The organism is Micromonospora sp. NPDC004336 (genome assembly GCF_053602615.1).
In genome coordinates this window covers 1-26119 of the sequence record NZ_JBSGDY010000084.1, presented here as the reverse complement: position 1 = coordinate 26119, position 26119 = coordinate 1, and the positions used below count along the sequence as shown (strand labels likewise).

Annotated in this window: 21 protein-coding genes and 1 pseudogene; 17 read left to right on the top strand and 5 right to left on the bottom strand. The window is 73.2% G+C overall.

All coding sequences use genetic code 11. The annotated features are described in order from the left end of the window. Positions 1–1191: pseudogene (locus ACWENR_RS18310) on the bottom strand (low temperature requirement protein A); the annotation flags it as partial. Positions 1192–1403: 212 nt separating this feature from the next. Between ACWENR_RS18310 and ACWENR_RS18305 the strand changes: the two are divergent. Further along, positions 1404–2591, top strand: coding sequence for an RNA ligase RtcB family protein (locus ACWENR_RS18305; RefSeq protein ID WP_452278175.1), 1188 nt, complete (start codon positions 1404–1406; stop codon positions 2589–2591). Continuing rightward, on the top strand, positions 2588–3265 hold the full coding sequence (gene prfH / locus ACWENR_RS18300; protein WP_452278174.1) for a peptide chain release factor H: 678 nt from the start codon (positions 2588–2590) through the stop codon (positions 3263–3265). The genes ACWENR_RS18305 and prfH overlap by 4 nt, the downstream gene beginning before the upstream one ends. A 93-nt stretch (positions 3266–3358) precedes the next feature. Here prfH and ACWENR_RS18295 read toward each other — a convergent pair whose 3' ends face one another. Both ACWENR_RS18295 and ACWENR_RS18290 read right to left on the bottom strand, forming a co-directional pair. Next, positions 3359–4426 carry a hypothetical protein gene (locus ACWENR_RS18295; RefSeq protein ID WP_452278173.1) on the bottom strand — a complete coding sequence of 356 codons (1068 nt, stop codon included), beginning with the start codon at positions 4424–4426 and terminating at the stop codon, positions 3359–3361. Then, positions 4423–4770 carry a PadR family transcriptional regulator gene (locus ACWENR_RS18290; RefSeq protein WP_452278172.1) on the bottom strand — a complete coding sequence of 116 codons (348 nt, stop codon included), beginning with the start codon at positions 4768–4770 and terminating at the stop codon, positions 4423–4425. Before ACWENR_RS18290 ends, ACWENR_RS18295 begins: the two co-directional genes overlap by 4 nt. Before the next feature lie 100 nt (positions 4771–4870). Between ACWENR_RS18290 and ACWENR_RS18285 the strand changes: the two genes are divergently transcribed. Next, the gene (locus ACWENR_RS18285) at positions 4871–5149 is read left to right on the top strand and encodes a hypothetical protein (RefSeq protein WP_452278171.1); all 279 of its coding nucleotides are present in this window, start codon (positions 4871–4873) and stop codon (positions 5147–5149) included. 25 nt (positions 5150–5174) lie between these two features. Here ACWENR_RS18285 and ACWENR_RS18280 read toward each other — a convergent pair whose 3' ends face one another. After that, on the bottom strand, positions 5175–6002 hold the full coding sequence (locus tag ACWENR_RS18280; RefSeq protein ID WP_452278170.1) for a peptidoglycan-binding domain-containing protein: 828 nt from the start codon (positions 6000–6002) through the stop codon (positions 5175–5177). A gap of 248 nt (positions 6003–6250) precedes the next feature. Between ACWENR_RS18280 and ACWENR_RS18275 the strand changes: the two genes are divergently transcribed. Further along, on the top strand, positions 6251–7183 hold the full coding sequence (locus ACWENR_RS18275) for an NADP-dependent oxidoreductase (protein WP_452278169.1): 933 nt from the start codon (positions 6251–6253) through the stop codon (positions 7181–7183). Positions 7184–7195: 12 nt separating this feature from the next. Here the strand turns inward: ACWENR_RS18275 and ACWENR_RS18270 are convergent, their stop codons facing one another. Continuing rightward, complete coding sequence (locus ACWENR_RS18270) at positions 7196–7882, bottom strand: YoaK family protein (RefSeq protein ID WP_452278168.1); 687 nt, start codon at positions 7880–7882, stop codon at positions 7196–7198. Positions 7883–8478: 596 nt separating this feature from the next. On the opposite strand from ACWENR_RS18270, the gene ACWENR_RS18265 reads away from it, so the two are divergent. The 13 genes from ACWENR_RS18265 to ACWENR_RS18205 all read left to right on the top strand — a co-directional run bounded on the left by ACWENR_RS18265 (position 8479) and on the right by ACWENR_RS18205 (position 26029). Then, positions 8479–8781, top strand: a complete 303-nt coding sequence (locus tag ACWENR_RS18265) for an urease subunit gamma (protein ID WP_452278167.1) — start codon at positions 8479–8481, stop codon at positions 8779–8781. 43 nt (positions 8782–8824) lie between these two features. Beyond that, positions 8825–9283 (top strand): urease subunit beta, encoded by a 459-nt coding sequence (locus ACWENR_RS18260; RefSeq protein WP_452278166.1) that lies wholly within the window; start codon positions 8825–8827, stop codon positions 9281–9283. 45 nt (positions 9284–9328) lie between these two features. Continuing rightward, entirely contained in the window at positions 9329–11047 is a 1719-nt protein-coding gene (locus ACWENR_RS18255) for an urease subunit alpha (RefSeq protein ID WP_452278165.1), read from the top strand. A 57-nt stretch (positions 11048–11104) separates the two neighbouring features. Beyond that, positions 11105–11668, top strand: a complete 564-nt coding sequence (gene ureE / locus ACWENR_RS18250; RefSeq protein WP_452278164.1) for an urease accessory protein UreE — start codon at positions 11105–11107, stop codon at positions 11666–11668. Positions 11669–11677: 9 nt separating this feature from the next. Continuing rightward, a complete protein-coding gene (locus ACWENR_RS18245) occupies positions 11678–12364 on the top strand; it encodes an urease accessory protein UreF (RefSeq protein WP_452278163.1) in 687 nt (228 codons plus the stop codon). Between the two features lie 59 nt (positions 12365–12423). Further along, the gene (gene ureG, locus ACWENR_RS18240; protein WP_452278162.1) at positions 12424–13053 is read left to right on the top strand and encodes an urease accessory protein UreG; all 630 of its coding nucleotides are present in this window, start codon (positions 12424–12426) and stop codon (positions 13051–13053) included. Continuing rightward, positions 13050–13967 carry an urease accessory protein UreD gene (locus ACWENR_RS18235; RefSeq protein WP_452278161.1) on the top strand — a complete coding sequence of 306 codons (918 nt, stop codon included), beginning with the start codon at positions 13050–13052 and terminating at the stop codon, positions 13965–13967. The genes ureG and ACWENR_RS18235 overlap by 4 nt, the downstream gene beginning before the upstream one ends. A 17-nt stretch (positions 13968–13984) precedes the next feature. Next, a complete protein-coding gene (locus ACWENR_RS18230; protein ID WP_452278160.1) occupies positions 13985–15010 on the top strand; it encodes an urea transporter in 1026 nt (341 codons plus the stop codon). 27 nt (positions 15011–15037) lie between these two features. Beyond that, positions 15038–16690, top strand: coding sequence for an ammonium transporter (gene amt, locus ACWENR_RS18225; RefSeq protein ID WP_452278159.1), 1653 nt, complete (start codon positions 15038–15040; stop codon positions 16688–16690). A 308-nt stretch (positions 16691–16998) separates the two neighbouring features. Further along, positions 16999–17316 (top strand): hypothetical protein, encoded by a 318-nt coding sequence (locus tag ACWENR_RS18220; protein ID WP_452278158.1) that lies wholly within the window; start codon positions 16999–17001, stop codon positions 17314–17316. 211 nt (positions 17317–17527) lie between these two features. Beyond that, entirely contained in the window at positions 17528–18964 is a 1437-nt protein-coding gene (locus ACWENR_RS18215) for an MFS transporter (protein ID WP_452278157.1), read from the top strand. A 25-nt stretch (positions 18965–18989) separates the two neighbouring features. Beyond that, a complete protein-coding gene (locus ACWENR_RS18210; protein ID WP_452278156.1) occupies positions 18990–20294 on the top strand; it encodes an FAD-binding oxidoreductase in 1305 nt (434 codons plus the stop codon). 245 nt (positions 20295–20539) lie between these two features. After that, on the top strand, positions 20540–26029 hold the full coding sequence (locus ACWENR_RS18205; RefSeq protein WP_452278155.1) for an ATP-binding protein: 5490 nt from the start codon (positions 20540–20542) through the stop codon (positions 26027–26029). The last annotated feature ends 90 nt before the right edge of the window (positions 26030–26119 follow it).

Here is a 26119-nt window from a genome sequence, read left to right as displayed (position 1 = left end):
GGCGGGCGGCCGGCGGCGTGGCGGGCGTCGGCCAGGGCCACGCCGAGCAGCACGACCGCCGCCGTCACGCACGCGGCGAACGACGTGGCGTACGCGAGGGGCACCGCCGCCACCGCCAGGGCGGCGATGGCGACGACGCGGCGCGTCGACAGCCGGTCGAACACGACGCGCTCCAGGCGGATGCGGCCGTAGAGGAACAGCGCCGGCCCGCCGAGGATCACGAAGAGCCAGACGGGCACGGGCCGCGCTCCCGGGTGCTCCAGCACGATCTCGAAGCCGACCGCGGTGGTGACGATGCCGACCACCATCACCACGTGGGCGATGCCGGTGTGACGGCCGGCGGCCAGCCGGTCCCCCGAGGTGGCGACCGCCTCCGCGAGCACCTGGCCGGAGCGGTAGAAGTAGATCCGCCACAGCAGCACGGTCGACAGGTACGCCACGACCAGCGCCGCCGACGTCGCCACGGTGACCGCGTGGCCGGTGAAGGTGACACCGACGGCCAGCACCGTCTCCCCGAGCGCGATCATCAGCAGTTGCTGGTAGCGCTCGGGCAGGTGGTGCCCGCTGTCCATGGCCCACGCGCTGATGGCGGGGCGGCTCATGCCCGGCACCGGCCAGCGCAGTTGCGCGGCGACGACGTCCACGGTGACCGCCACCCCCCACAGCGTCGCTCGGGCGTCGCCGCTCACCAGCGCCGGCGACCCAGATCACCGCGCCGGCGGAGCACCACAGCACCGAGCGGAGATAGAGGCCGCGCAGGGCGTGCCCGCGCAGGGCGGGCATGAGGGCGAGCGGGCGGAGGCAGTGCAACAGCACGTACGGGACGACGAACGCCCACCCCCGGGCGTTGAAGGCCCCGGGCAGCGACGACGACATCACCAGCAGGCCGAAGGCGCTGGCCAGCACCAGCCACTGGATCCTGCGACGGCGGGGGTCGAACCAGCTCGTGATGTGCGCCGTGGTGATCCACAACCAGATCAGCGGCATCGCGAGCACGAGCAGGTAGGCCAGGGACCGCCAGCGGACGAGCGGATCGGGGCCGGTGACGTCGCGGACGACCCGGCTGACCACGCCGGAGAGGGAGAACACCAGGACCAGGTCGACGAACAACTCCAGGAAGTTGGCCTGTCGCACGGCCTCCCGGCGCTGCAACAGGTCCTGACGTCGCCCGTCGCCCGCCCGCAGACCCATGTCCCCCATGCTCGCCCGCGGCGCCCGCGCCCACGGGCGGGTTCGGCGATTCCCGCGCCGGCCCGGCCGAAACCCGCTTGCCGCGCGGGTGCGGGATCCGCGAGGGTGGTGCCCATGACGTTCTGACGGACAGCCCTCGTTGCTCCCAGGCCCCGGCGCCCGACCGTGCCGCCGGGCCGTCCGCCCATCCCTCATCCGAGAAGCGAGCGTCCTTGTCTCCGCATCACCTCCGGCGGGAGTCCCTGCCCCCGTCCGCCCCGGCCACCGTCTCCGTCTTCGCCTCCCCCACCAGTTGGATCGAGTCCGACGCCCTCGCGCAGTGCCAGCGGGTCGCCGCCCTCGACGGCATGATCCATGTCGCCGCCATGCCGGACCTGCACCCCGGCAAGGGCGCCCCGATCGGCGCCGCCATGGCGTCGACGGTGTTGTACCCGTTCCTGGTGGGTTCCGACATCGGGTGCGGCATCGCCGTGTTCCCCGTCCGGCTCAAGCGCGTCGTACCCGAGAGGATCGCCGCCCGCTTCCCCGACCTGGACCGCGCGCTGGATCCCGAGCGCGACGCGGACGACCCGTCCTGGGCGGCGCTGGACGGCGAGGTGCCCGCCGGTCACGTCGAGGGGCTCGGGACGGTGGGTCGGGGCAACCACTTCGTCGAGCTGTCACGCGTCGGAACGGTCCTCGATCCCGGCCACGCGAGCCGCCTCGGACTCGACGCCGGCGACCTGGTGCTCGTCGTACACAGCGGCTCGCGAGGTCTGGGCGAGCGGATCCTGCGGGCGCACACCGAGGCCCACGGTGCGGGCCCCGCGCCCGACGCCACCGCCTACCTGGCGCAGCACGACGCAGCCGTACGCTGGGGCTCGCTCAACCGGCGGCTGCTGGCCGCCCGGGTCGCCCACGCGCTGGGGGCCGAGCCCACCGCGCCGATCGTCGACCAGTGCCACAACCTGGTCGAGGTCCGCGACGGGGTCTACCTGCACCGCAAGGGGGCGGCGCCGGGCGACGGCCGCGACGTGCTCGTCGCCGGTACCCGGGGCACCCCGTCCTACCTGGTCGCCGCCCACGCCGGCCCGGACGCCAACCACTCCGTGGCGCATGGCGCCGGGCGCAAGATGTCCCGCGCCGACGCCCTGCGCCGGGGCCGCGCCAAGCACACCGTCGAGGAGCTGCGCCGTACGCCGCTGGGGTCCCTGGTGGTCTGCGGCGACCGCCAACTGCTCTTCGAGGAGGCGCCCGCTGCCTACAAGCGCATCGAGCAGGTGATCGGCGACCTGGTCCACCACGGCCTGGCCACACCCGTCGCCACGACGGTGCCCCTGGTCACCTACAAGACCGCCGACGCCGGTTCCGCGTCCCGCGACGCGCGTCGCGACGGCCGGCGCGGGCGGGGCCGGCCGTGAGCGTCCACCTGCTCGTGTCCGCCGGGCGCGGCCCGCAGGAGTGCGCCTGGGCGCTGGCCCACCTGCTGCGCCGGCTGGAGGCGGACGCCGCCCGGCGGGATCTGACGGCCCGCCGGGTCGAGACCGTGCCCGGTGACCGGCCCGGCACCTACCGGTCGGCGGTGGTCCAGGTCGTCGGCCCCGCGGCCGAGGCGTTCGCCGCCTCGTGGACCGGCACCCTGTGCTGGCGGGCTCCCAGCCCCTACCGGGCGGGCGCCGGCCGGAAGAACTGGTACGTCACCGCCCGGCCGTGCCGGCTCGACAGCCCGGAGACGACGTTCGCGGAGGCGGACGTCGACGTCGTCGCCTGCCGCACCGGCGGCCCGGGTGGCCAGCACCGGAACAAGGCCAGCACGGCGGTGCGGGCGACCCACCGCCCCTCGGGCCTCGTGGTCGTCGTCGACACCGAGCGGCAGTTCAGCCTCAACCGTCGCATCGCCGTCCAGCTGCTGCGGCAGCGCGTCGAGCAGCGCGACGAGGCGGCACGCAGCGCCGCCGTCACCGCCCGGTGGCGCGTCCACGACGAGCTCGTACGCGGCGACCCCATCCGCGTCGAACGTCCGGAGCCGTCGGCGCGCGAGACCGGTGCCCGGCAGGTGACCCGCCGACGGCGGCGGCCCACCGCGTCGCGCTGAGTAGCTGCGCGGCGGTGTCGCCGGCGGGGGCGTCGACTGCTCGGCCGGTGGACGCGCCTCGACGCCGGGCGGACCGCGGTTCGCGCCGCCGTCTCAGGAGACGCCGAGGGTCGGATCCCCCGGCTCGGGGACCGGGGCGACGGCGGGGACCGGTGGTAGCCGGCGCAGTGCCCGAACGGCCGGCACGGCGACCGGCGCGCCCACCGCGAGGACGGCGACGGCCTGCACGGCGGCGATCGCGGTGAGGATGCCGCCCTGCGCCTGGGCGCCGTGGTCGGGCAGGGTGACGGCTCGCAGGGCGAGCGTGGCCGCGGCGAGCAGGGTGAACGCCAGCGACCACGGCAGCGTACGGGACCGGCGGCCGAGCGCCAGGTGGACAGCCATGGCGGCGGTGAGCACCACGCAGGCCAGGCCCGGCCAGTCCAGCAGCGTCAGCGCCGGCGTGGCCGCCTGGGCGACGAAGAGCGGTACGGGGACGAGGAGGATGCCGATCGGCAGCGCGAGGAGCCAGGGGCGGCGCGGCACCGGTGGGGCGTCGTGGTGGAAGGCCGCCATGCCGAGCAGCAGGAGGACGTCGAAGAGCCGCATCGCCCAGGGCAACGCGGTCAGCGGCGCCGCGCCGGTGGCCTGCTCGACGGCGGTGGTGACGGCGGGCGGCAGGACGGCCAGCAGGGCGACCGCCCGGGCCACCCGCCGGTGCCCGAGGACGAGCGCGACGTAGGCCGGCAACCACGCGTAGCCGGCGAGGTCCCACGCGGTGCGCCAGGCGTCCCGGGGCGGGGTGAGTGCCAGGTCCGGCGCGGGAGCCGGCAGCCATTCGATGTTTCCGGAGAGCCACAGCGCGACGGCGACGCTCGCGGTGACGGTGACGGCCTGGGCCAGCATCGCCATCAGCGTCGCCAGTCGCACGGCCTGCCCCCAGGCGTGCGAGCGGGGTGGCGCGCCGGCCCCGCCGAGTCGCAACCGGACGGCGAGCGACAGGACGCTGGCCACCTCCGACAGGCTCGGCCGGCCGAAGTCCGCCAGGTAGTCCGTGGTCTCCGGGTCGCCGGTGTCCATGCTGTCGAGGAAGGCGGCGACCATGTCCTCCTCCCACTGCCGACGGTAGGCGGCGGGCAGCAGCCGCAGCACGAGACGGTAGCGCTCCTCCAGCCGGCTCACGACGACGCCCCGGGGGCCGGGCTCCGGTGGGCCCGCAGCCGGGTGGTGGCGAGGCGGGCGTTGGCGGCCATCCGTTGCGCCTCCGCGTCGAGGGCGTCGCGGCCCCGCTCGGTCAGCCGGTAGTACCGGCGCAGCCGGCCCTGCCACGCCTCCTCGCGGTCCAGCTCGACCAGCCCGTCGCCGACCAGCCGGTCCAGGGCCCCGTAGAGGGAGCCGATCTTGAGCTGGACGCGGCCGCGCGACAGCTCCGCCACGTCCGCCACGATCCCGTAGCCGTGGCGTGGGGCGTCGAGCAGCGCGGTGAGGATGAAGAAGGCTGGTTCGGTCATCGCCCGGGCAGTCATCCACCCAATATAGTGGACGACAAGATATGCTGCCTACTAGAAGGTAGCCCGGTGTCGGCAGGGCTCGCCGGTCCCGCCGGGCGACGAGGGAGGGGTGACCATGGGAGACGGTGACGCGGGAGACGCCGGAGACCTGGGCGGGCCGGACTTCGCCCCCGCGATCCCGGCGGCGGAGAGCAGCGTGGTCGGCACCCCGCCGACCAACCGGGCGGTCATCGTGCCCGGCCCGGGTTACCGCGGCCGCATCACGCTGTCCCGGCGCGCGCACCAGCCGCCGCCCGTGGCGAAGGAGGAGGAGGCGGCGGCGGACGGCGATCCCCACGGCGGGGGAACGGACTCGCCGCCGGCGCACCACGAGCGACGCCACCCGACCACCTGACGCCCGACCACCCGGTCGGCGCGGGTCAGGCCGTCCGCTGGTATTCCTCCCAGGTCACCTTGGGCGTGACGGCCGGACCGTCGTCGGCGCCCCGGTTGGCCAGCCCGTTGAGGCCGAGGTAGTAGTCGCCGGCCTGGTGCTGCGCGTTCACGGCCTGGTCCGTGTCGGCCAGGGCGATGGCGTGGATGTGGTACGGCCAGTTCCCCTGCTCCGGCGTGCGCAGCCACGCCGCGAAGCCGACCCGACGCAACTGCCGCACGACGGTGGTCCGGTAGGTGGTGGACATGCCGCTGACGGAGAGGTCCAGGGCGCCGCCCCCGTCGTGGGTGCCGGCGGAGGCCGGGTTGCTGACGTTGTACGACCCCTGGGTGATGGCGAGTTGGCCGCCGAGCAGCCGCTCGGCCTCCAGCAGCATGGCCCTGGTGCGGGTGTTCACCTGCACGCCCCGGAACGCGACGACGGTGCCCGGCGACAGCACCCGGGACACCGTGAAGCGCCCCTCGCCCAGCAGCCGCAGCGACGTCTGCCCGGGCAGGCCGGTGGCGTCGAGTCCCGAGTATCCCAGCGAGCGCTGGTAGGCGGCGTAGGCCGCGACGGTGCTGGTGCCGAAGTGGCCGTCGACGTACGTCGTCGACAGCAGGCCCCGCGCCTGCAGCGCGCGTTCCACGAGGAGCACGCTGTCCTTGCTGCCGGTGGTGATCGCCGTGTCGGCGCGGCGCGGGTCGATCTGGGCGGCCTTGATGAGCGCCTCCATGTCCACCACGGGAAGGGCCGCCTGGGCCGCCTGCCCGGCGACCGCGGTTCCGAGCGCGGCAGCGGCCGCACCGGTCAACAGGGTCCTTCTGGTCAGCATTTTTCCTCCCCCGACGACGAACGCGCGCCACGCCGGCGGCGTGGGCCGCACGAGGGTCACGGCGGCGGGCGGAACGGCCGCCACCGGCCCCTGCGCAAGGCATGACCGACCCGCCTTTAGGAAGAAAGTCTTCCATGCCTCGATGGATAGTGGCAGGAAACTCCACCACGCGGAAGGGCGGCGGGCCCGCTCCCCGCCGCGCCCCCGATGATCCGGACGTCCCGCGTGGCCCCGTATCCTGCTGCCACATGAGCAGGCGCCTGATGCACGAGTCCTTCGACGGGATCGACGCCGTACGGCTCGTCGACGAGCCGCCCGCCCCGCTGGGGCCGTCGCAGCTGCGGGTACGGATCGCCGCGGCGGGGCTCAACCCGGTCGACTGGCAGATCACGGAGTCGCCCTCACTCGCGCGGATGTTCGGCGTCGAACTGCCTGCCGGCTACGGCAACGACTTCGCCGGCGTCGTCGAGGAGGTCGGGCCCGACGTGACCGACTTCCGGGTGGGCGACCGCGTCTTCGGGGGCGCACGGGCCCGGGCCGTCGCCGAGCACGCCGTCGTCGACGCGCGCCGGGACCGGATCCGGCGTACCCCGCCCGGCCTCGACGACGTCACCGCGGCCACCCTCGACATCGCCGGGCGAACGGCCTCGGCCGTGGTCGACGCCCTGCGGCCGGGCCCCGGGGACACCGTGCTCGTCGGCGCGGCGGCCGGCGGGGTCGGGGTCTTCGCCGTTCAACTCGCCCGCCGCGCCGGGGCGCGCGTGATCGGCACGGCGTCGCCGTCGACCTTCGACTTCCTGCGCGGCCTCGGGGCGGACCCCGTCGCCTACGGTCCCGGGCTCGCCGACCGCGTCCGCGAACTCGCGCCCGAGGGCGTCACCGCGGCCGCCGACCTGTTCGGCACCGAGACCGCCCTGGCCGCGCTCGACCTCGGCGTGCCTGCGCACCGGATCGCCACCATCGAGGCCGAGGACCCACCCGGCGGGGCCCGTGGCGTCAACGGCTCCGACGCGCGCCCGGACGCCCTCGAACGCCTCGCCGCACTGGTCGAGTCGGGCGAGCTACGGGTCCCCGTCGCCGCCACGTACCCCCTCGACCGCTATCACGAGGCGCTCGTCTTGCAGAAGGCACGCCACGCGCACGGCAAGGTCGTGATCACGATGGACCGCCCGGCTTCCTGACGGCCCCGCCGGTCACGACCGGTCGTCGTCGCGGCGAATCAGGAAGATCAGCACGGCCAGGGCCAGCGCGCCCCAGAGCGGCACCCACCGGGGTTGGCGTTGGGCGAGGGTACCGATGGCGCCGCCGGCGGCGTAGCTGGAGATGCCGAGGAGTCCCAGCAGGGTGCCGAGCCGCGCCCGGGCCCGGCCGGCGCCCCGGTCGACGAGCCAACGGACGGCGTGCTCCCCGGTCTTCGCCGTCGTCCCCGACTGGTAGGTGATGGTGGTGGCGATCCCGGCGGTGCGGCTGAGCAGCGTCGTCAGGCTTCCCATGGCGAACGCGCCGGTGGCGGCGAGCACGACACGCGACCCCGCGCCGTGCCGGCCGTACGCGAGCAGGACGTTGAGCACCACCCAGAGCGACATGGCGAGCTCGACGGCCACGACGTTGACCACCGGCGGCGACCATCGCCGGGTCACCTCGCGCAGCCGGCTGACGATGCCGGCGCCGGCGGCGAACGCGACGAGCGAGGCCGCCGAGGCCGGCCACCGCGGATGCTCCCCGGCGGGCCCGATCCCGAGGAACACCGCGTTGCCGGACTGGTTGGCCACGAAGGCGCCGTAGCGGAGGAAGGCGAAGGAGTCCAGGACGCCGGCGGTGGCGATGGTGAGCACCAGGACCACGATCGGATGGCGGAACTCCCGGTACGACTCCGCCATGTCGTCCCGGCCGGCCGGCGGCGACGGGCGGCTCAGCGGAGCCCGCCCGGGTCCCGGCGCCCGCCGGCGTGGCCTTGGGCGCCCGGTTCGAGCGGCGGGAGCGCGTGCGCGGCGCGGGCCCGCCCTCCCCACGCCTGGTGTGTCATCTCTCCCCCGTCGGTGTCGCGGATCCGGCGGGTACCCGCGCGGAGGCGACGGAAACGCCCGCCCACCACCCGGGGAGCGCGAGGCCGCTCCGGGCGGGACGGGCACGGCGAGCGCGGAGCGGGCACGGCGAGCGCGGAGCGGGCACGGCGAGCGCGGAGCGGGCACGACGGGCCCGGAGCGGGCACGGCGAGCGGGCCGGGCGAACCCCGTGACGGGCACGGCGGGCCCGGAGCGGAAATTCGGCAATCCTGAGCAAACCGTCTGTTCCACCTCAAGTTCGGTCTTAAGGTACAGGGGATCGTCCAGGGTCAGCAGCGGCACCGGAGGTTGCCGCGACGCGAGGCGGACCGGCCGGCACAGGGCGCCCCCTGCTCCCGCGGCCTCCGGAGCCAGCACCCGCCCCCACCGGCGGCGACTCGAATCAGCGACAGCCGTGAAGGATCAGAAGAGTGCATCTCACACCGAAGGAATTCGACAAGCTGACGATTCATTCGTTGGCGATGGTGGCCAACGCCCGAAAGGCGAGAGGGCTGAAGCTCAACCATCCCGAGGCCGTGGCGGTCATTTCCGCGGCAGCCCTGGAAGGGGCCCGGGAAGGAAAGACCGTCGAAGAGGTCATGAACGACGCGCGGAACGTCCTCGGCGCGGACGACGTGGTCCCCGGCGTGGCGGACATGATCGCGATGATCCAGGTGGAGGCGGTCTTCACCGACGGGTCCCGGCTGATCACGGTGCATTCACCCATCCAGTAGAGCAGCGACCGGAGAGACCGATCTCCGACAGAGCGGGGGAGAAATGGCGAAGCAACACCCGGGCCCGAACTCCAAACACCTGCGGCCCATCGGCGGCTACAAGCTCAGCGACGAGCCGCTGGAGCTGAACGCAGGGCGTCCGGTGACCGAGGTGGTCGTGCACAACACGGGCGACCGGCCCATCCAGGTGGGTTCCCACTTCCACTTCTTCGAGGTCAACCGGTACCTCGAATTCGACCGGCCGGCCGCCTTCGGCAAGCGACTGAACATTCCCGCCACGACCTCCATCCGGTTCGAGCCGGGCGACCGGAAGACCGTGCAGCTGATCCCCTTCGGCGGTCTCCAGCGGGTGTACGGGTTCAACGGCCTGGTCCAGGGGTGGACCGGGGAAGGCCCCATCCCCGGGTACCGACCCGACCGGGCCGAGGCGATCCACAACGCCGAGACACGCGGCTTCAAGTCCACTGCACAGCAGCAGGACCAGAGCAAGAACAAGCAGTAGCTGGCCTTATCGGGGCGTGCGCGCCAGACCTGAAGCGGAAGACGCATGAGTCAGATCTCACGGCAAGAATATTCCGGAATGTACGGCCCGACGACGGGCGACCAGATCCGGCTGGGAGACACCGACCTCTACATCGAGATCGAGAAGGACCTCCGCGTCCTCGGTGACGAGGTGATGTACGGCGGCGGCAAGACCCTGCGCGACGGCATGGGCAGCAGCAGCGAGGCCACCAGCGCCGAAGGCGTGGTGGATCTGGTGATCACCAACGTCACCGTGCTCGACGCGCTGCTCGGTGTCGTCAAGGCGGACGTCGGCATCAAGGACGGGAGGATCGCCGGAATCGGCAAGGCCGGCAACCCCGACATCATGGACGGGGTCACCCCGGGCCTGGTGACCGGTCCGGGCACCGACGCCATCTCCGGCGAGCACCTGATCCTGACCGCCGGGGGCATCGACGCCCACGTACACCTGCTCACCCCGGCCCAGGCGTTCGCCGCGCTCAGCAACGGGGTGACCACCCTGTGGGGCGGCGGAACCGGCCCCACCGACAGCAGCAACGGCGTCACCATCACCCCCGGGCCGTGGAACATCCACAACATGATGCGGGCCTTCGAGGACGTGCCGATCAACATCGGCATCCTGGGCAAGGGCAACAGCAGCGGCCGGGTGCCGCTGGTGGAGCAGATCATGGCCGGCGTCCCGAGCTTCAAGATCCACGAGGACTGGGGTGCGCCGCCCGCGGTGCTCCGGGCCTGCCTGGCCATCGCCGACGAGTTCGACGTGCAGGTCAGCGTGCACACCGACACCCTCAACGAGAGCGGCTACATCGAGGACAGCATCGCCGCCTTCGAGGGCCGGACCGTCCACAGCTTCCACACCGAGGGCGCGGGCGGCGGGCACGCGCCCGACATCATCAAGCTCGCCGGCCTGATGAACGTGCTGCCCGCCTCGACGACGCCGACCGTGCCGTACGGCGTCAACAGCCAGTCCGAGCTGTACGACATGATCATGGTCTGCCACAACTTCAATCCCCAGGTCCCCTCCGACGTCGCCTTCGTGGAGAGCCGGATCCGCACCGAGACCATCGCCGCCGAGGACGTGCTGCTGGACGAGGGCGTCATCTCGATGATGCAGAGCGACTCGCAGGCGATGGGCCGGATCGGCGAGACCTGGCTGCGCACGATCCAGCTCGCCGGCCAGATGAAGAACGTCCGGGGCAAGCTCGCCGAGGACGCCGACGGCAACGACAACTTCCGGGTGCTGCGCTACGTCGCCAAGATGACCATCAACCCGGCCATCACCCAGGGCGTCTCGCACGTCATCGGGTCGGTGGCGCCGGGCAAGCTGGCCGACCTCGTACTCTGGGAGCCCGCCTTCTTCGGCGCGAAGCCGAAGATGGTGCTCAAGAACGGGATGATCGCGTGGTCGATCATGGGCGACCCGAACGCCTCGCTGCCCACGCCGCAGCCCGTGTACTACCGGGAGTCGTTCGGCGCGTCCGGATCCCAGGTCGCCAAGAACTGCGTGACGTTCGTGTCGAAGGCCGCCCACGAGTGCGGCATCGCCGAGCAACTCGGCCTGCGCCGGCAGGTCATGCCGGTCTACCGGTGCCGCAACCTCACCAAGCGGGACATGGTCCGCAACGACCGCACCCCGAAGCTCGAGGTCGACCCGGAGACCTTCGCGGTCAAGCTCGACGGCGTGCACGCGACCGTGCCGCCGGCCAGGAACCTCCCCCTCAGCCAGCTCTACTTCTTCAGCTGACAGTGCGCGCCCCGCCGCCGCCTGGCCGGCGGCGGACGCCGCGCGAAAGGAGAGAACATGCTCGTCGAGACGGTGCTCGGCAACGTGAGTGAGCCGGGTTGGACCGAGCGGCTGAGGGAGGCCAAGGTCGACGACCTCGTCCTCGACCAGTGGGACGCCCAGAAGAGCCGGCTGCGCAAGACGACCAGCTTCGGCACCGAACTGGCGCTGTCGCTGGCGCGCGGCGTACGGCTGCGGGACGGGGACGTCCTCGCGTGGGACGACGCCACCGCGACGGCGGTGGTGGCCCGGGTCGCGCTGGGCGAGGTGATGGTCGTGCACCTCGACACCCTGCACGGGGAGTCTCCCGAGATGGTGGTCCGCTCGGCCGTCGAACTCGGCCACGCGATCGGCAACCAGCACTGGCCGGCCGTGGTGAAGGGCACCAAGATGTACGTCCCGCTCACGGTCGACCGCAAGGTCATGGACTCGGTGATGCGGACCCACGCGTTCACCGGCCTCACCCACGAGTTCATCCCGGGGACCGAGATCATCGCCTATCTGGCCCCGCACGAGTCGCGGCGGCTGTTCGGCGGAGCGGACTCCACCCCGCACTCGCACCTGCCCGCCGACCTCAACTGAGGAGTCGGCGTGCCCAGCGTGGTCGAGGCACTGAAGCTGTTGCAGTTCGGCGACTCGGTCTTCCCGGTCGGCGCGTTCTCCTTCTCGAACGGGCTGGAGACGGCCGTCCAGCACGGGGTCGTCCACGACCGGGCCACCCTGCAGGAGTTCGTCCGCACGGTCACCCGGGTCGCCGCCACGAGCGACGGCGTCGCGGTGCTCGTCGGGCATCGCGGCGCCGTGGCCGGGGACCTCGACCGGATCCGGCAGGCGGACGAGGCCGTCCACCTGCGCAAGGTCAACGAGGAGATGCGCACCATGACCACCCGGATGGGGCGCAAGCTGGCCGAGGCCGCGAACCGGATCGTCGGCGAGTCCCTGCTGAGGAAGCGGGCCGGGGAGACCGGCAACGGTGTCCCCGTGACCTACCCGGTGGCGCTCGGTGTGCTCTTCGCCGAACTCGGCGTCGGCGAGGAGGAAGCCTTCGCGGCGCACCAGTACGGCGCGGCGTCGATGGTGCTGGGTGCGGCGGTCCGGCTGATGCGGGTGGACCACCTCGACACGCAGTCGATCCTCTTCGCGGTCAACGAGAAGGTCGCCGACGACTACCGGGAGCTGCGGACCGCGACCCTCGACGACATGCAGGGCTTCGCCCCGCACCTCGACGTCCTGGCCGGCGCGCACCAGCACGCACACGTACGGATGTTCATGAGCTGAGCGGGAGCCGCGGGCTTCCCGGAAGGCGTTCCCTCCCCCACCGAAAGGATTGATCAGCAATGAAGTCAGCGAGTCGAATCGGCGTGGGCGGCCCGGTGGGCAGCGGCAAGACCGCGATCATCGAGACCGTCGTGCCACGCCTGGTGGAGCAGGGCCTCCGCGTACTCGTGATCACGAACGACGTGGTCACCACCGAGGACGCCAAGCACGTCCGGCGCGCGTTGACCGGGGTCCTGGTCGAGGAGCGCATCGTCGGGGTGGAGACCGGCGCGTGCCCGCACACCGCGGTCCGCGAGGACCCGAGCATGAACCTGGCGGCCGTCGAGGACATGGAGGCCCGGTTCCCCGACAGCGACGTCGTGCTCATCGAGAGCGGGGGCGACAACCTCACGCTGACCTTCAGCCCCGCCCTCGTCGACTACTTCATCTACGTCATCGACGTCGCGGCCGGCGACAAGATCCCGCGCAAGAACGGCCCCGGCATCTCCAAGTCCGACATCCTGGTGATCAACAAGACGGACCTGGCCCCCTACGTCGAGGCCGACCTCGACGTGATGGCGCGCGACGCGGAGCTGATGCGGGGCGGCAAGCCGTTCGTCTTCACCAACTGCAAGACCGGCGCGGGCATCGACGAGCTGGTCGCCCTGATCCGCCGCAACGCGCTCTTCGACGCCGAAGTGCTGGCATGACCTCGCTGGACGCCGTCCGCGAGCTGGCGCCGTACCAGGACCAGCCGGCCCAGTTGCCGGCCGGGGCGAACGGCAAGGTCGGCGTGCTGCGGCTCGGGTTCGCCCGGCGGGGCGACCGGACCATCCTCCGCGACGTCTACCGGCAGTCGCCGCTGCTGGTCCAGCGGGCGCTGTACTGGGACGAGGAGATGCCCCAGCTGCCGTGCGTCATGATCCTCACCACCTCCGGGGGTGTGCTCCAGGGCGACCGGCTGCGGATGGACGTCGACCTCGGACCCGGCGCCCAGGCACACCTGGTCACCCAGGCGGCCACCAAGATCCAGGAGATGGACGCCAACTACGGCACCCAGAGCCAGACCTTCACCCTCGCGGACGACGCCTACCTGGAGTTCCTCCCGGAGCCGGTGATCCCGTTCCGGCGCAGCCGCTTCGTCACCGACACCCGGATCCGGCTGCCGGAGAGCGCGACCGCGCTCTACGCCGAGGTCCTCCAGCCCGGCCGGAAGTACTACCGCGACGGCGAGATCTTCGCCTACGACCTCTTCTCCTCCACCGTGCGGGCGGAGCGGCCCGACGGCCGCCGTCTGTTCGTGGAGAAGTTCGTGGTCACTCCCGGCCGGTTCCCCGTCGCCCGGATCGGGATGATGGACCGCTTCCACGTCTTCGGCAACGTCGTCCTGTTGACCGCCCCCGAGCGGGCGGCCCGGGTCTTCGAGCGGACCGCCACGCCGGTCTGGGACGAGGAGACGCCGCTGGCCACCGCGGTCAGCCGGCTGCCCAACGACGCCGGACTCGTCTTCAAGGTGCTCGGGCAGGAGACGGAGCCGGTCCGGGCGGCGGTACGCGACTTCTGCGTGGCTGCCCGCGAAGAGGTGACCGGCCGCACCTTCCCGCCGGCCTTCAGCTGGCGCTGACCTGACGGGAGAGCGACGTGGCGGACATCGCGCGGGGCTGGGACGACCTGGGTGACCGCAACCCACTGGTCGGGTTCCTCGACGCCTGCCTGCGGGGGGCGGCGCAGGTCGTGCTCCAGAACAATCCGCTGACCGGCCTGCTCATCCTGGTCGCCGTCGGCTGGGGCGCGTTCGAGAACGGTCAGCCCCGGGTCCTGGGCGGCGCGCTCGTCGGGTTGGTCGTGGGCACCGCGACCGCCCTGGCGCTCGGGGTCGACCGGGCCTCCTGGCGGAAGGGACTGTTCGGGTTCAGCCCGGTGCTGACCGGGATCGCGGTCGCGACGTTCCTGGACGACCGGCCGCTGATGTGGCTCTACCTGGTGCTCGGCGCCGCGGGGACCACCGTGGTCACGCTCGCGCTCAACGCCGTCTTCAAGCGCTGGGGGCTGACCGCCTACACCTTTCCGTTCGTGCTCACCACCTGGGTCCTGCTGATGGCCGCGTACCAGTTCGACCGGTTCACCGTCATGACCCAGCTGTCGCCGGGGTTCCCCGGCGAGGGGCCGCTGAGCGGGGGCGCCTTCGACTGGGGCCTCGTGCCGGCCTTCCTGCGCGGGATCTCCCAGGTCTTCCTGACCGACAGTTGGGTCAGCGGCCTGATCATCGTCGCCGCGCTGCTCGTCAACTCCTGGTCGTCGGCGCTCTTCGCCGTCGTCGGCACCGTCGGCGCGACCCTGCTGGCGCTCTGGTTCGGCGCCGACGGGGCGTCGCTGGAGAAGGGCCTGTTCGGTTTCAACGCGGTCCTGACCGCGATCGTGGTGGGGGCGGTGGCGCACCGTCCGGGGGCGTTCGCGACGGGCTACACGCTGTTCGGCATCGCCCTGACGCTCTTCGTCCAGATGGCGATGACAACCGCGCTCACCCCGCTGGGCATCCCGGCGCTGACCGGGCCGTTCAACGTCGCCACCTGGCTGCTGCTGCTGCCCGACCGGCACTTCGCGCCCGTGCCGAACCACGAACGGGTCAAAGACACCGTCGTCTCCGCCGTGCGGCGCTCCGTCTGACCCGGCCCGAGAAGAGAGGGGAAGCTCGTGTCCGCTCAGAGCGCGGTCAACGCCGGTGACACGGCCTGGGTGCTGGTGTGCGCCGGCCTCGTCCTGTTCATGACTCCCGGCCTCGCCGCCTTCTACGGAGGCATGGTCCGCACCCGCAACGTCCTCGCGATGCTGCAACAGAACATGATCGCGTTGGGAGTGGTCAGCCTGACCTGGGTGCTGGTCGGGTACACCATCGCCTTCGGCGACGACGCGGGCACCGGGCTGTTCGGCAACCTGGAGCTGCTCGGGCTGTCCGACCTGAGGGTGCCGCCCGCACCCAACCTGCACGTGGTCGACGGCCGGGTCACCATCCCGACGCTGGCGTTCGTGGCGTTCCAGATGATGTTCGCGGTGATCACGCCCGCCCTGGTCACGGGCGCCACCGCGGGTCGCCTGAAGTTCGCGGGCTGGGTGCTGTTCCTCGCGATCTGGTCCATCGTGGTCTACGCGCCGATCGCACACTGGCTCTGGCACCCCGGGGGCTGGCTGGCGAAGTTCGGCACCCAGGACTGGGCCGGGGGCCTGGTGGTGCACGCGAGCGCGGGCGCGGCGGTCCTGGCCGTGTTGCTGGTCGTCGGCCGGCGTCGGGACTGGCCGCACAGCGCGGCCCCGCCCAACTCGATCCCGTTGACCATCGTCGGGGCGGGCATCCTGTGGTTCGGCTGGTTCGGCTTCAACGGCGGCGACGGGCTCCAGGCCAACGGGCTGGCCGCCCAGGCCGTGATCAACACGCACCTCGCCGCGGCCGCCGCCATGCTGGTGTGGCTGGCGCTGGAGCGGTTCACGGACGGTCACAGCACCGTCGTGGGCGGCGTCTCCGGCGCGGTCGCCGGTCTCGCGACGGTGACCCCGACCGCCGGCTACGTCAACGCGCTCTCCGCCGTCGCGATCGGGGCGCTCGCCGGCCTGGTCTGCCACCTCGCGCTCCGGCTGAAGTACCTGCTGCGCCTCGACGACGCGTTGGACGTGCTGGCGGTGCACTTCGTCGGCGGCATGCTCGGCACCCTCCTGCTCGGGCTCTTCGGCAACAGCGGGACCAATCCGCTCGGTGCGGACGGCCTGTTCTTCGGCGGCGGAGGAAGCCTGCTCTGGCACCAGTTCGTCGGGGTGGTCAGCGTGGTCGCCTTCTCGTTCGTCCTGACCTGGCTGATCGCCGCCGCGGTGCAGGCCCTGGTCGGCCTCCGCGCCCCCGCCGACACCCAGGAGCGCCTGGACCAGGCGCAGCAGGGCGCCGACGCCTACCACCTCGGCGGGGTGACGAGCATGGTGTCGCCCGGTAGCCCGCGACGCCGGTCCGCGGCCGGCGAGGCGCCGCCCGATCGGCCGGTCCCGCCCGGCTCGCAGGTCAGGCTGGTCAGCGCGCTGCTGGAGCCGACCCGCGTGCCGAACAGCGCCGAGCTACGGGACGCCCTGCGCCGCGCCGGCGCCATCTCGATCATGGTCGCCGACGCCACGGCCGCCACGGACACGCCCGGGCACAGGGTGCTTCCGCGCGGCTACTGGCAGGAGCAGCCCCTCCGGGAGCGGCTGCACGTCACCGTGCTGGTGGACAGCGGCTCCGTGGGCGGCGTCCTGGACGAACTCGATCGTTTCGGCGCCCGGCGGGCCGAGACCTTCGTGCAGGACGCGGAGCGGATCCCGAAGTAGCCCGCTCGCTGCCTGTCCGGCGCTGGCGGGGTGTCGGCTGTGGACGGCCGACGTCCCGCGGTCGCTCGGCCGTCTGGTAGGTTCCGCCGGCACACGCGGGCGACGGGGAGGCAACAGTGCGGACGATTCGGCTCGGGTTGATCAGCGCGGCCATGATCGCGGCGGCGGCGACGGCCGGTTGCGGCGGCGACGACCCGGCGGGCGGCTCGACGCCGTCCGGGGGCGGCGGCCCGTCGGGCCCGGCGCAGGCGACGACGGGTGCGGCGCCGGCGACCGCCGCGAGCGCGGGCCCCGACGGAGGCTCGGCCATGAGCGCCGACGCGAAGGCCGCGTGCACCCGGATCAAGGGCGACATCAAGGGCGCCCTGGCGAAGGTGGCCGAGGCGGAGAAGATCGGGCCCCCGGCGGGTCACTCCGCCGTCAGCGCGCAGTACTCCGCCGGCGCGGCGGGCCTCTACGTGCACACGTTCACCTCGAGCGCCGCGGTCAACGACGCGGCGAAGCAGGTCGCGACCGCGATGACCGAGCTTGCCGACAAGTACGCGGCCAACCCCCGGACGAAGCCGAGCACCGCGGCCCTGGACACCGCCGTCAAGCAGGTGGAGACGGTCTGCGCGGCCGGCTGAGCGGCCCTCGAGAGTAGACCCGGCCGCCGCGCACCGGACGCTGGTCGCTCGGGCGCGGCGCGCCGGCGGGCCCGGCATTGCGCCGCTCATCCTGGACATGTATCGTCCAGAATGCGGCCCTCCCGTTGTGCGCGGAGGGCTTTTCGAGGCCCATATTCTGGACATCAAACATCCAGATACTCGGCGGCGGTCGCCGCCGTCAGGAGACATCGTGGACACCCGCTTCCGTCACCCAGCGCTCGCGTTGGCCCTGCTGGCATTCGCCCAGCTCATCATCTCGCTGGACTACAACATCGTGTACGTCGCGCTGCCCGAGATCGGCGCGCAGCTCGGGTTCTCGGCGCAGACGCTGCAGTGGGTCGTCAGCGCCTACGCCGTCGCCTTCGGCGGGTTCCTGCTGCTGGGCGGGCGCGCCGTCGACCTGTTCGGGCCGCGCCCGGTCTTCGTGCTGGGACTGGCGCTGTACGCGGCGTCGTCCCTGGCCGGCGGGCTGGCCACCACCCCGGTGCTGCTGGTGCTGGCCCGTGCGGTGCAGGGACTCGGCGGCGCGCTGCTGTTCCCCGCCACGCTGACGCTGGTCTCCACCGGGTTCGCCGAGGGGCGGCAGCGGCACCGGGCGTACGCGGTCTGGGGCACCGCCGGCGGCAGCGGCATGATCCTCGGCTCGTTGCTCGGCGGGGTGCTGACCGACGCGTTCGGCTGGACCTCCGTGTTCGTGGTCAACGTGCCGCTCGCCGGCATCGCCGCGCTGCTGGCGCTGCCCCTGGTGCCGCGTGCCGCCGCCGGTCGGACCGGTCGGCGCTTCGACCTGGCCGGCGCGCTGACCGCGACCGCCGGCACCACGCTCGTGGTGTTCGCGCTGGTGCAGGGCCCGGAGTCCGGTTGGACCGCGCCGGTCGTGCTCGGCGCGGCGGTGGCCGGCGCGATCCTGCTGGCCGCGTTCGTCGCGGTGGAGGTCCGCAGCGCGGACCCGTTGCTGCCGCTGCGGCTGCTGCGCGGCCGTGACCTGGGGACCGGGACGCTGGTCACGTTCCTGTACATGGCGACGTTCGGCACGCTGCTGTACTTCCTGACCGTCTACTTCCAGTCGGTCCGCGGCTACGACGCGCTGCGCACCGGGCTGGCGTTCCTCGTCCCGATGGCGGCCATCGTCGCCGGCTCCCAACTCGCCGGCCGGCTGGCGAACAGCCGCGGCACGCGTACCGCCATGATCACCAGCCTCGTGGTGGGCGGAGCCGGCACCGCGATCCTGGGCGCGAGCCTGACCCTCGACGGCTCCTACCTGGCGCTGCTGCCCGGCCTGGTCGTCCTCGGCCTGGGGCAGGGCGCCGGCTACACGCTGATGTTCGGCGCGGCCACCGCCGCCACGCCCGCCCACCAGCAGGGCATCGCCTCCGGGGTGGCCTCCACGGCCCAGCAGGTCGGCGGCGCGGTCGGCCTGGCCGTGCTCGTCGCCCTCGCCAACTCGCCCACCGACGGGCTGACCGGCCCCGCCCTGCGCGCCGCCACGGCGGAGGGGCTCCGCACGGCCGTCCTCGTCGCGGCGGCCGGCATCGGCGTCACCGCGCTGGTCGCTCTCGGCTTCACCCCCACCAACCGCCGCACCACCGCCGACACCGACGTCGCCGTCGCGCACGTCGCCGCCTGAATCCACGAGAGAGTAAGGAACCTCCATGAACGCTCTGCATGCTCTGCGCTCCGTCGTCCGTGGCCGGGTGTGGCTGCCCGGGGAGCCCACCTTCGACGCCGTCCGCCGGCCCTGGAACCTGGCCATCGACCAGCAGGTCGACGCCGTGGTCGAGGCGGCCGACACCGCCGACGTCGTCGCGCTCGTGCGCCACGCCCGCACCGCCGGACTTCGCATCACCACCCAACCCAACGGGCACGGCGCCACCGGCCATACCGCCGGCACGATCCTGCTCCGCACCCGGCACCTGGACACCCTCCAGATCGACCCCGCCACCCGCCGCGCCCGCGTCGGCTCCGGCGTACCCTCCGGCCAACTCCAGGCCGCCGCCGCACCCCACGGCCTGACCGGCCTGCCCGGCAGCTCACCCGTCGTCAGCGTCACCGGCGTCGCCCTCGGCGGCGGGCTGAGCTGGTTCGCCCGCGCACACGGCTGGGTCGCCGACAGCGTCACCGCCCTCGACGTCGTCGACGCCCACGGCCACCAACGACACGTCACCACCGACACCGACCCCGACCTGTACTGGGCACTACGCGGCGGCGGCGGCAGCTTCGCCATCGTCACCGCCCTCGAACTCGCCCTGCACCCCGCACCCCACGTCTACGGCGGCAGAATCCTCTGGCCCGCCCACCACGCCCCCGCCGTCATGGACACCTACCGCACCATCACCGCCACCGCACCCGACGAACTGACCCTCTGGCTCGACCTCCTGCACTTCCCCGGCGCCGAACCGATGGTCGCCGTCGACACCACCTACCTCGGCGACCCGAACGAGGCCCGCGAACTCCTCGCCCCGCTGGACCGCCTGCCCACACCACTGTCCGACAGCCGCAAGCCCATCTCCGTCGCCGAACTCGGCGCCATCACCGCCGAACCCACCGAACCCAGCGCCGGCCTGTCCCACACCGAACTCCTCACCACCCTCGACGACCAAGCCGTGGCGACACTGCTCGAAAACCCCATCGCACCCCTGCTCAGCGCGCAGCTACGCCACCTCGGCGGCGCACTCGCCCGCGCGTCGGACAGCCCGCACGGCCCCCTCACCGAGCCCTACGCCCTCTACATGTTCGGCATACCCACCGACCCGGCCCGCGCCGAAGCCGTCACCACCAGGCAACGCGCCCTCGCCGACGCGCTGCCCACCAGCGGCCGCAAGCCGTTCACCCTGCTCAACCCGAGCGAGACCGTCGCCCACGCCTTCACCCCCGACGTGATCAACCGACTCCGCGACATCAAACACCGCCACGACCCACACGACACCTTCCGCGCCAACTTCCCAGTGACCGACTGAGGCGGACGCGGCGCCGGAAGACGCGGCGCCGGGTGGCCGGTCCGACCGGACCGGCCACCCGGGACCTCCGAGGTGGTGGCGGGACCGGAACGTCCCGTCGACGTCCGGCCGACGGCGGCGCGGAAGAGGGACGAGCGCGGTCGGGCGGAACAGGGGTTCTCAGGTGCCGGCGCGATGGGGAACACTGCCCCGGGGCCGCCGCTTCGCGGCGGGCGCATCGTCGGTCCACAGGAAGGCTCGGTCGGGTGTTCAATCGTGTCGCCATCGTCAATCGTGGTGAGGCCGCCATGCGGCTCATCCACGCCGTGCGGGACCTCGCCGCGGAGACCGGGACACGGATCGAGACCGTCGCCCTGCACACCGACGTCGACCGCACGGCCACGTTCGTCCGCGAGGCGGACCTGTCCTACGATCTCGGTCCCGCGTCCGCGCGGCCGTACCTCGACCTGAAGGCGCTGGAGCGCGCGCTGGTCGAGACCGGGGCCGACGCCGCGTGGGTCGGCTGGGGCTTCGTCGCGGAGGACCCGGCGTTCGCGGAGCTGTGCGACAAGGTCGGAGTCACCTTCGTCGGCCCGAGCGCGGAGGCCATGCGCAAGCTCGGCGACAAGATCGGCGCGAAGCTGATCGCCGAGGAGGTCGGCGTGCCGGTCGCGCCGTGGAGCCGCGGCGCGGTGGAGACCCTGGAGGCCGCCCTGGCGGCGGCGGCCGAGATCGGCTACCCGCTGATGCTCAAGGCGACCGCGGGCGGCGGCGGGCGAGGCATCCGCGTGGTCACGAACGAGGCGGACCTCGCCGACGCCTACGAGCGCACCAGCCAGGAGGCCGCGCGGGCGTTCGGCAGCGGCGTCGTGTTCCTGGAGCGCCTGGTCACCGGCGCGCGGCACGTCGAGGTGCAGGTGATCGCGGACGGCCAGGGCACCGCCTGGGCGCTCGGCGTGCGCGACTGCTCGGTGCAGCGCCGCAACCAGAAGGTCATCGAGGAGTCGGCGTCGCCGGTGCTCAGCCCCGCGCAGGCGGCGGAGCTGAAGGCGTCGGCCGAGCGGCTGGCCGTCGCCGTCGACTACCGGGGCGCGGCGACCGTGGAGTTCCTCTACCACCCCGGGGACAGGCTGTTCGCGTTCCTCGAGGTCAACACCCGCCTGCAGGTCGAGCACCCGATCACCGAGTGCACGACCGGATTCGACCTGGTCAAGGCGCAGCTGCACGTCGCCGCCGGCGGGCGGCTCGAAGGCGCGCCGCCGGTGGAGCGCGGGCACGCCGTCGAGGCCCGGCTCAACGCCGAGGACCCCGACCGCGACTTCGCGCCCTCCCCCGGCCGCATCGCGCGGCTCGACCTGCCGGCCGGGCCGGGCATCCGCGTGGACACCGGCGTCAGCGAGGGTGACACCATCCCCGCCGACTTCGACTCGATGATCGCGAAGATCATCGCGTACGGCCGCGACCGCGACGAGGCGCTCGGCCGGCTGCGGCGGGCGATGGCGCAGACCACGGTCGTCATCGAGGGCGGCGCGACGAACAAGAGCTTCGTGCTCGACCTGCTCGACCAGCCGGAGGTGATCGACGCCAGCGCCGACACCGGCTGGATCGACCGCGTCCGCGGCGAGGGCCGGCTCGTCTCGCACCGGCACTCGGCCGTCGCGCTGGCCGCCGCCGCCATCGAGGCGTACGAGGAGGAGGAGCGCGCGGAGCGGCAGCGGCTGCTGTCGACGGCCGCCGGCGGGCGCCCCCAGGTGCAGCACTCCAGTGGCCGGCCGCTGGATCTCAAGCTGCGCGGCGTCGGCTACCGCGTGCGCGTCGCGCGGGTCGGCCCGCACCGGTTCCGGGTCGGCCTGGAGGCGGGAGGCGACGCCCGCACCGCCGACGTCGAGCTCGACCGCTTCGACCGGCACTGCGGGCAGATCGTCGTCAACGGCACCCGCTACCGCCTGCTCACCGGCACCCACGGGCCGATCCACCTGGTCGAGGTGGACGGCGTGACGCACCGGGTCAGCCGCGACGAGGGCGGCGTCGTCCGCTCACCGATGCCCGCGCTGGTCGTCGCCACGCCGCTGGAGGTCGGCGCCGAGGTCGAGGCGGGCGCGCCGGTGCTGGTGGTCGAGGCCATGAAGATGGAGACGGTGCTCCGCGCGCCGTTCCGGGCGCGGCTGAAGGAGTGCGCCGTGGCCGTGGGCAGCCAGGTCGAGGCCGGCGCCCCGCTGCTGCGGCTGGAGCCGCTCGCCGACGCCGACGGCGCCGAGGACGCCACGGCCGCCGGGTCCGTCGAGCTGGACCTGCCCGCCGCGCCCGACGGGGTCCCGGCGCGGGAGCGCATCACGCGCGGCCAGGAGGACCTGCGCAGCCTGCTGCTGGGCTTCGACGTCGACCCGCACGACGACCGCCGGGCGCTCGACGACTACCTCGCCGCCCGCCGGACGGCCGCCGAGGACGGCCACCGGCCGCTGGCCGAGGAGTTCGACCTCGTCGACCTGTTCTCCGACCTCGCCGAACTGAGCCGCAACCGGCCCGCGGGCGAGGACGGCGGCGGGGACGGCCACGTGCACAGCGCGCGCGAGTACTTCCACGCCTACCTCCAGTGCCTCGACGTCGAGCGGGCCGGGCTGCCGGCGACGTTCCAGGCCAAGCTCTCGAAGGCGCTCGCGCACTACGGCGTGACCGACCTGGAGCGGTCCCCCGAGCTCGAGGCCGCGGTGTTCCGCATCTTCCTCGCCCAGCAACGCGCAGCCGCCGACGCGACGGTCGTCGCGACCCTGCTGCGCGCCTGGCTGCGGGAGCCGCCGCCGGACGAGGCGCTGCGCGAGCCCGCCGGCCTGGCGCTGGAGCGGCTGGTGGCGGCGACGCAGGTCCGCTTCCCCGTGGTCGCCGACCTCGCGCGCGGCGTGGTCTTCGCCTGGCTGGCCCAGCCGCTGCTGCGTCGCAACCGCGCCCGCGTCTACGCGAACGTACGCCGGCACCTGCGCCACCTCGACGCGCACCCGGACGCGCCGGACCGCGCCGAGCGCGTCGCGGAGATGGTGCGCAGCACCGAGCCGCTGGTGCGGCTGCTCGCCCAGCGGCTCGTCCGCGACGGCCTGGACCACGCGACCATGCTGGAGGTGCTGACCCGGCGGTACTACGGCAACAAGGGCCTCACCGGCGTCCGCACCAGCGAGGTCGCGGGCTGCACCTTCGTGGTCGCCGGGCGCGCGGACTCCTGCGTGGTCTCCTCGGCGGTGCGCTTCGACGCGCTGGGCGACGCGCTGCGCGGGCTCGCCGAACTGGCGGGCGGCGAGGACGCCGTCGACGCCGACATCTACCTCGCCTGGGAGAACCAGCCGGAGGGCTCCGACGCGATGGCGGCGGCGCTGCAGGAGGTGGTCGGCGCGTACCCGCTGCCGAGCCAGGTGCGCCGGCTCACCGCCACCGTCGCGGGCCGCAGCGGCGCGGTGATGCACCACCACTTCACGTTCCGCCCGTCGAGCGCCGGGATGGCCGAGGAGCGGCTGGTCCGCGGCCTGCACCCGTACATCGCGCAGCGGATGCAGCTGGACCGGCTGCGCAAGTTCGACCTCACCCGGCTGCCGTCGTCCGACGAGGAGGTCTACCTGTTCCGGTGCGTGGCGCGGGAGAACCCGTCGGACGACCGGCTCGTGGCGTTCGCGCAGGTCCGCGACCTGACCGAGCTGCGCGAGCACGACGGCAGGCTGGTCGCGCTACCGACGGCCGAGGACACCGTCGCCGCCTGCCTCGACTCGATCCGTCGCGCGCAGGCGCGGCGGCCGTCGGCGAAACGCCTCCACACCAACCGGATCGTCGTCTACGTGTGGCCGCCGGTCGAGTTCACCCGCGCCGAGCTGGAGATGGTCGCCGGGCGGGTGCTGCCGACGACCGCGGGCGCCGGGCTGGAGGAGATCCTGTTCATCGCGCGCGAACGCGACCCGGAGACCGGCGAGCTGGCCAGGATCGCGGTGCGCATCTCGTTCGACGCCACCGGCGGCGCCGAGCTGACCGTCGGCGAGCCGTCGGACGAGCCGGTCGAGCCGCTCGACGACTACCGGCAGAAGGTGCTGCGGGCGAGCAGCCGCAACACGGTCTACCCCTACGAGCTGACGGGCCTGCTCGGTGACTTCGTCGAGCACGACCTGGACGAGCGGCACGTGCTGGTGCCGGTCGACCGGCCCAAGGGCCGCAACACCGCGGCGATCGTCGCGGGCGTGGTCACCACGGCGACCGCCCGGCACCCGCAGGGCGTCACCCGGGTCGTGCTGCTGGGCGACCCGACGAGGTCGCTCGGCGCGCTGTCGGAGCCGGAGTGCCGCCGCGTGATCGCCGCGCTGGACCTGGCCGAGCGGCTGCGGGTGCCGCTGGAGTGGTACGCGCTCTCCTCCGGCGCCCGGATCTCGATGGAGTCGGGCACGGAGAACATGGACTGGGTGGCCGCGGCGCTCAAGCGGATCGTCGAGTTCACCCAGGACGGCGGCGAGATCAACATCGTGGTCGCCGGCATCAACGTCGGCGCGCAGCCGTACTGGAACGCCGAGGCGACGATGCTCATGCACACCAGGGGCGTCCTGGTGATGACGCCGGATTCGGCCATGGTGCTCACCGGCAAGCAGTCGCTTGACTTCTCCGGCGGCGTGTCGGCCGAGGACAACTTCGGCATCGGCGGCTACGACCGGGTGATGGGCCCGAACGGGCAGGCGCAGTACTGGGCGCCGAACCTGGTCGCCGCCCGGGACGTGCTGATGGCGCACTACGAGCACACGTACGTCGCGCCCGGCGAGCAGGCACCGAGGCGGGCCACCACGACCGACCCCGTCGACCGGGACGTCTCCGACTTCCCGCACGCCGTGGCGGGTAGCGACTTCACCACCGTCGGCGAGATCTTCTCCGCGGAGGCCAACCCGGACCGCAAGAAGCCGTTCGACATCCGGACCGTGATGCGGGCGCTCTCCGACCAGGACCACCCGGTGCTGGAACGCTGGGCGGGCATGGCGGACGCGGAGACCGCGGTGGTGCAGGACGTGCACCTGGGCGGCATGCCGGTGTGCCTGCTCGGCATCGAGTCGCGGTCGGTGCCGCGGCGCGGCTTCCCGCCCACCGACGGCCCGGACACCTACACCGCGGGCACCCTGTTCCCGCGCTCGTCGAAGAAGGCGGCGCGGGCGATCAACGCGGCCAGCGGCAACCGCCCGCTGGTGGTGCTGGCGAACCTGTCGGGCTTCGACGGCTCGCCGGAGTCGATGCGGAAGCTGCAGTTGGAGTACGGCGCCGAGATCGGCCGCGCGATCGTCAACTTCCGTGGGCCGATCGTGTTCTGCGTGATCTCGCGCTATCACGGCGGCGCGTTCGTGGTGTTCTCGAAGGCGCTGAACCCGAACATGACCGTCCTCGCGCTGGAGGGCTCGTTCGCCTCGGTGCTCGGCGGGGCTCCCGCCGCGGCGGTGGTGTTCTCCGGCGACGTCAGCGCCCGCACCGCGGCGGACCCGCGCGTGCGGGACCTGGAGGCCCGCGTCGCGGCCGCCACCGGCGCAGACCGGGCGGCGCTGACCGCGGAACTCGACGAGCTCCGCTCGTCGGTGCGCGCGGAGAAGCTCGGGGAGGTGGCCACGGAGTTCGACCGGGTCCACGACATCCGGCGGGCCGTCGAGGTCGGCTCCGTCGACGCCGTCATCCGCGCGGCCGAACTCCGCCCGCGCATCATCGAGGCCATCGAGTCGCGGCTGTCACAGCCGGCGGGCGGGTCGCGGCTCGGGTAGCCGACGGTGGGCCCGCCGCACCGGCCGCGCCTCCGGCCGTCGGGGGGCGGGCCGCCGGGACGACGCCGGGCGGGCGTCGGGAGCGCGACA

Excerpts from the sequence above, each read along its gene's own strand:
- ACWENR_RS18290 (WP_452278172.1), bottom strand. The coding sequence starts at position 4,770 with ATGACTGCCCGGGCGATGACCGAACCAGCCTTCTTCATCCTCACCGCG.
- ACWENR_RS18285 (WP_452278171.1), top strand. The coding sequence starts at position 4,871 with ATGGGAGACGGTGACGCGGGAGACGCCGGAGACCTGGGCGGGCCGGAC.
- ACWENR_RS18280 (WP_452278170.1), bottom strand. The coding sequence starts at position 6,002 with ATGCTGACCAGAAGGACCCTGTTGACCGGTGCGGCCGCTGCCGCGCTC.
- ACWENR_RS18275 (WP_452278169.1), top strand. The coding sequence starts at position 6,251 with ATGAGCAGGCGCCTGATGCACGAGTCCTTCGACGGGATCGACGCCGTA.
- ACWENR_RS18270 (WP_452278168.1), bottom strand. The coding sequence starts at position 7,882 with ATGGCGGAGTCGTACCGGGAGTTCCGCCATCCGATCGTGGTCCTGGTG.
- ACWENR_RS18260 (WP_452278166.1), top strand. The coding sequence starts at position 8,825 with ATGGCGAAGCAACACCCGGGCCCGAACTCCAAACACCTGCGGCCCATC.
- ACWENR_RS18255 (WP_452278165.1), top strand. The coding sequence starts at position 9,329 with ATGAGTCAGATCTCACGGCAAGAATATTCCGGAATGTACGGCCCGACG.
- ureE (WP_452278164.1), top strand. The coding sequence starts at position 11,105 with ATGCTCGTCGAGACGGTGCTCGGCAACGTGAGTGAGCCGGGTTGGACC.
- ureG (WP_452278162.1), top strand. The coding sequence starts at position 12,424 with ATGAAGTCAGCGAGTCGAATCGGCGTGGGCGGCCCGGTGGGCAGCGGC.
- ACWENR_RS18235 (WP_452278161.1), top strand. The coding sequence starts at position 13,050 with ATGACCTCGCTGGACGCCGTCCGCGAGCTGGCGCCGTACCAGGACCAG.
- ACWENR_RS18220 (WP_452278158.1), top strand. The coding sequence starts at position 16,999 with ATGAGCGCCGACGCGAAGGCCGCGTGCACCCGGATCAAGGGCGACATC.
- ACWENR_RS18210 (WP_452278156.1), top strand. The coding sequence starts at position 18,990 with ATGAACGCTCTGCATGCTCTGCGCTCCGTCGTCCGTGGCCGGGTGTGG.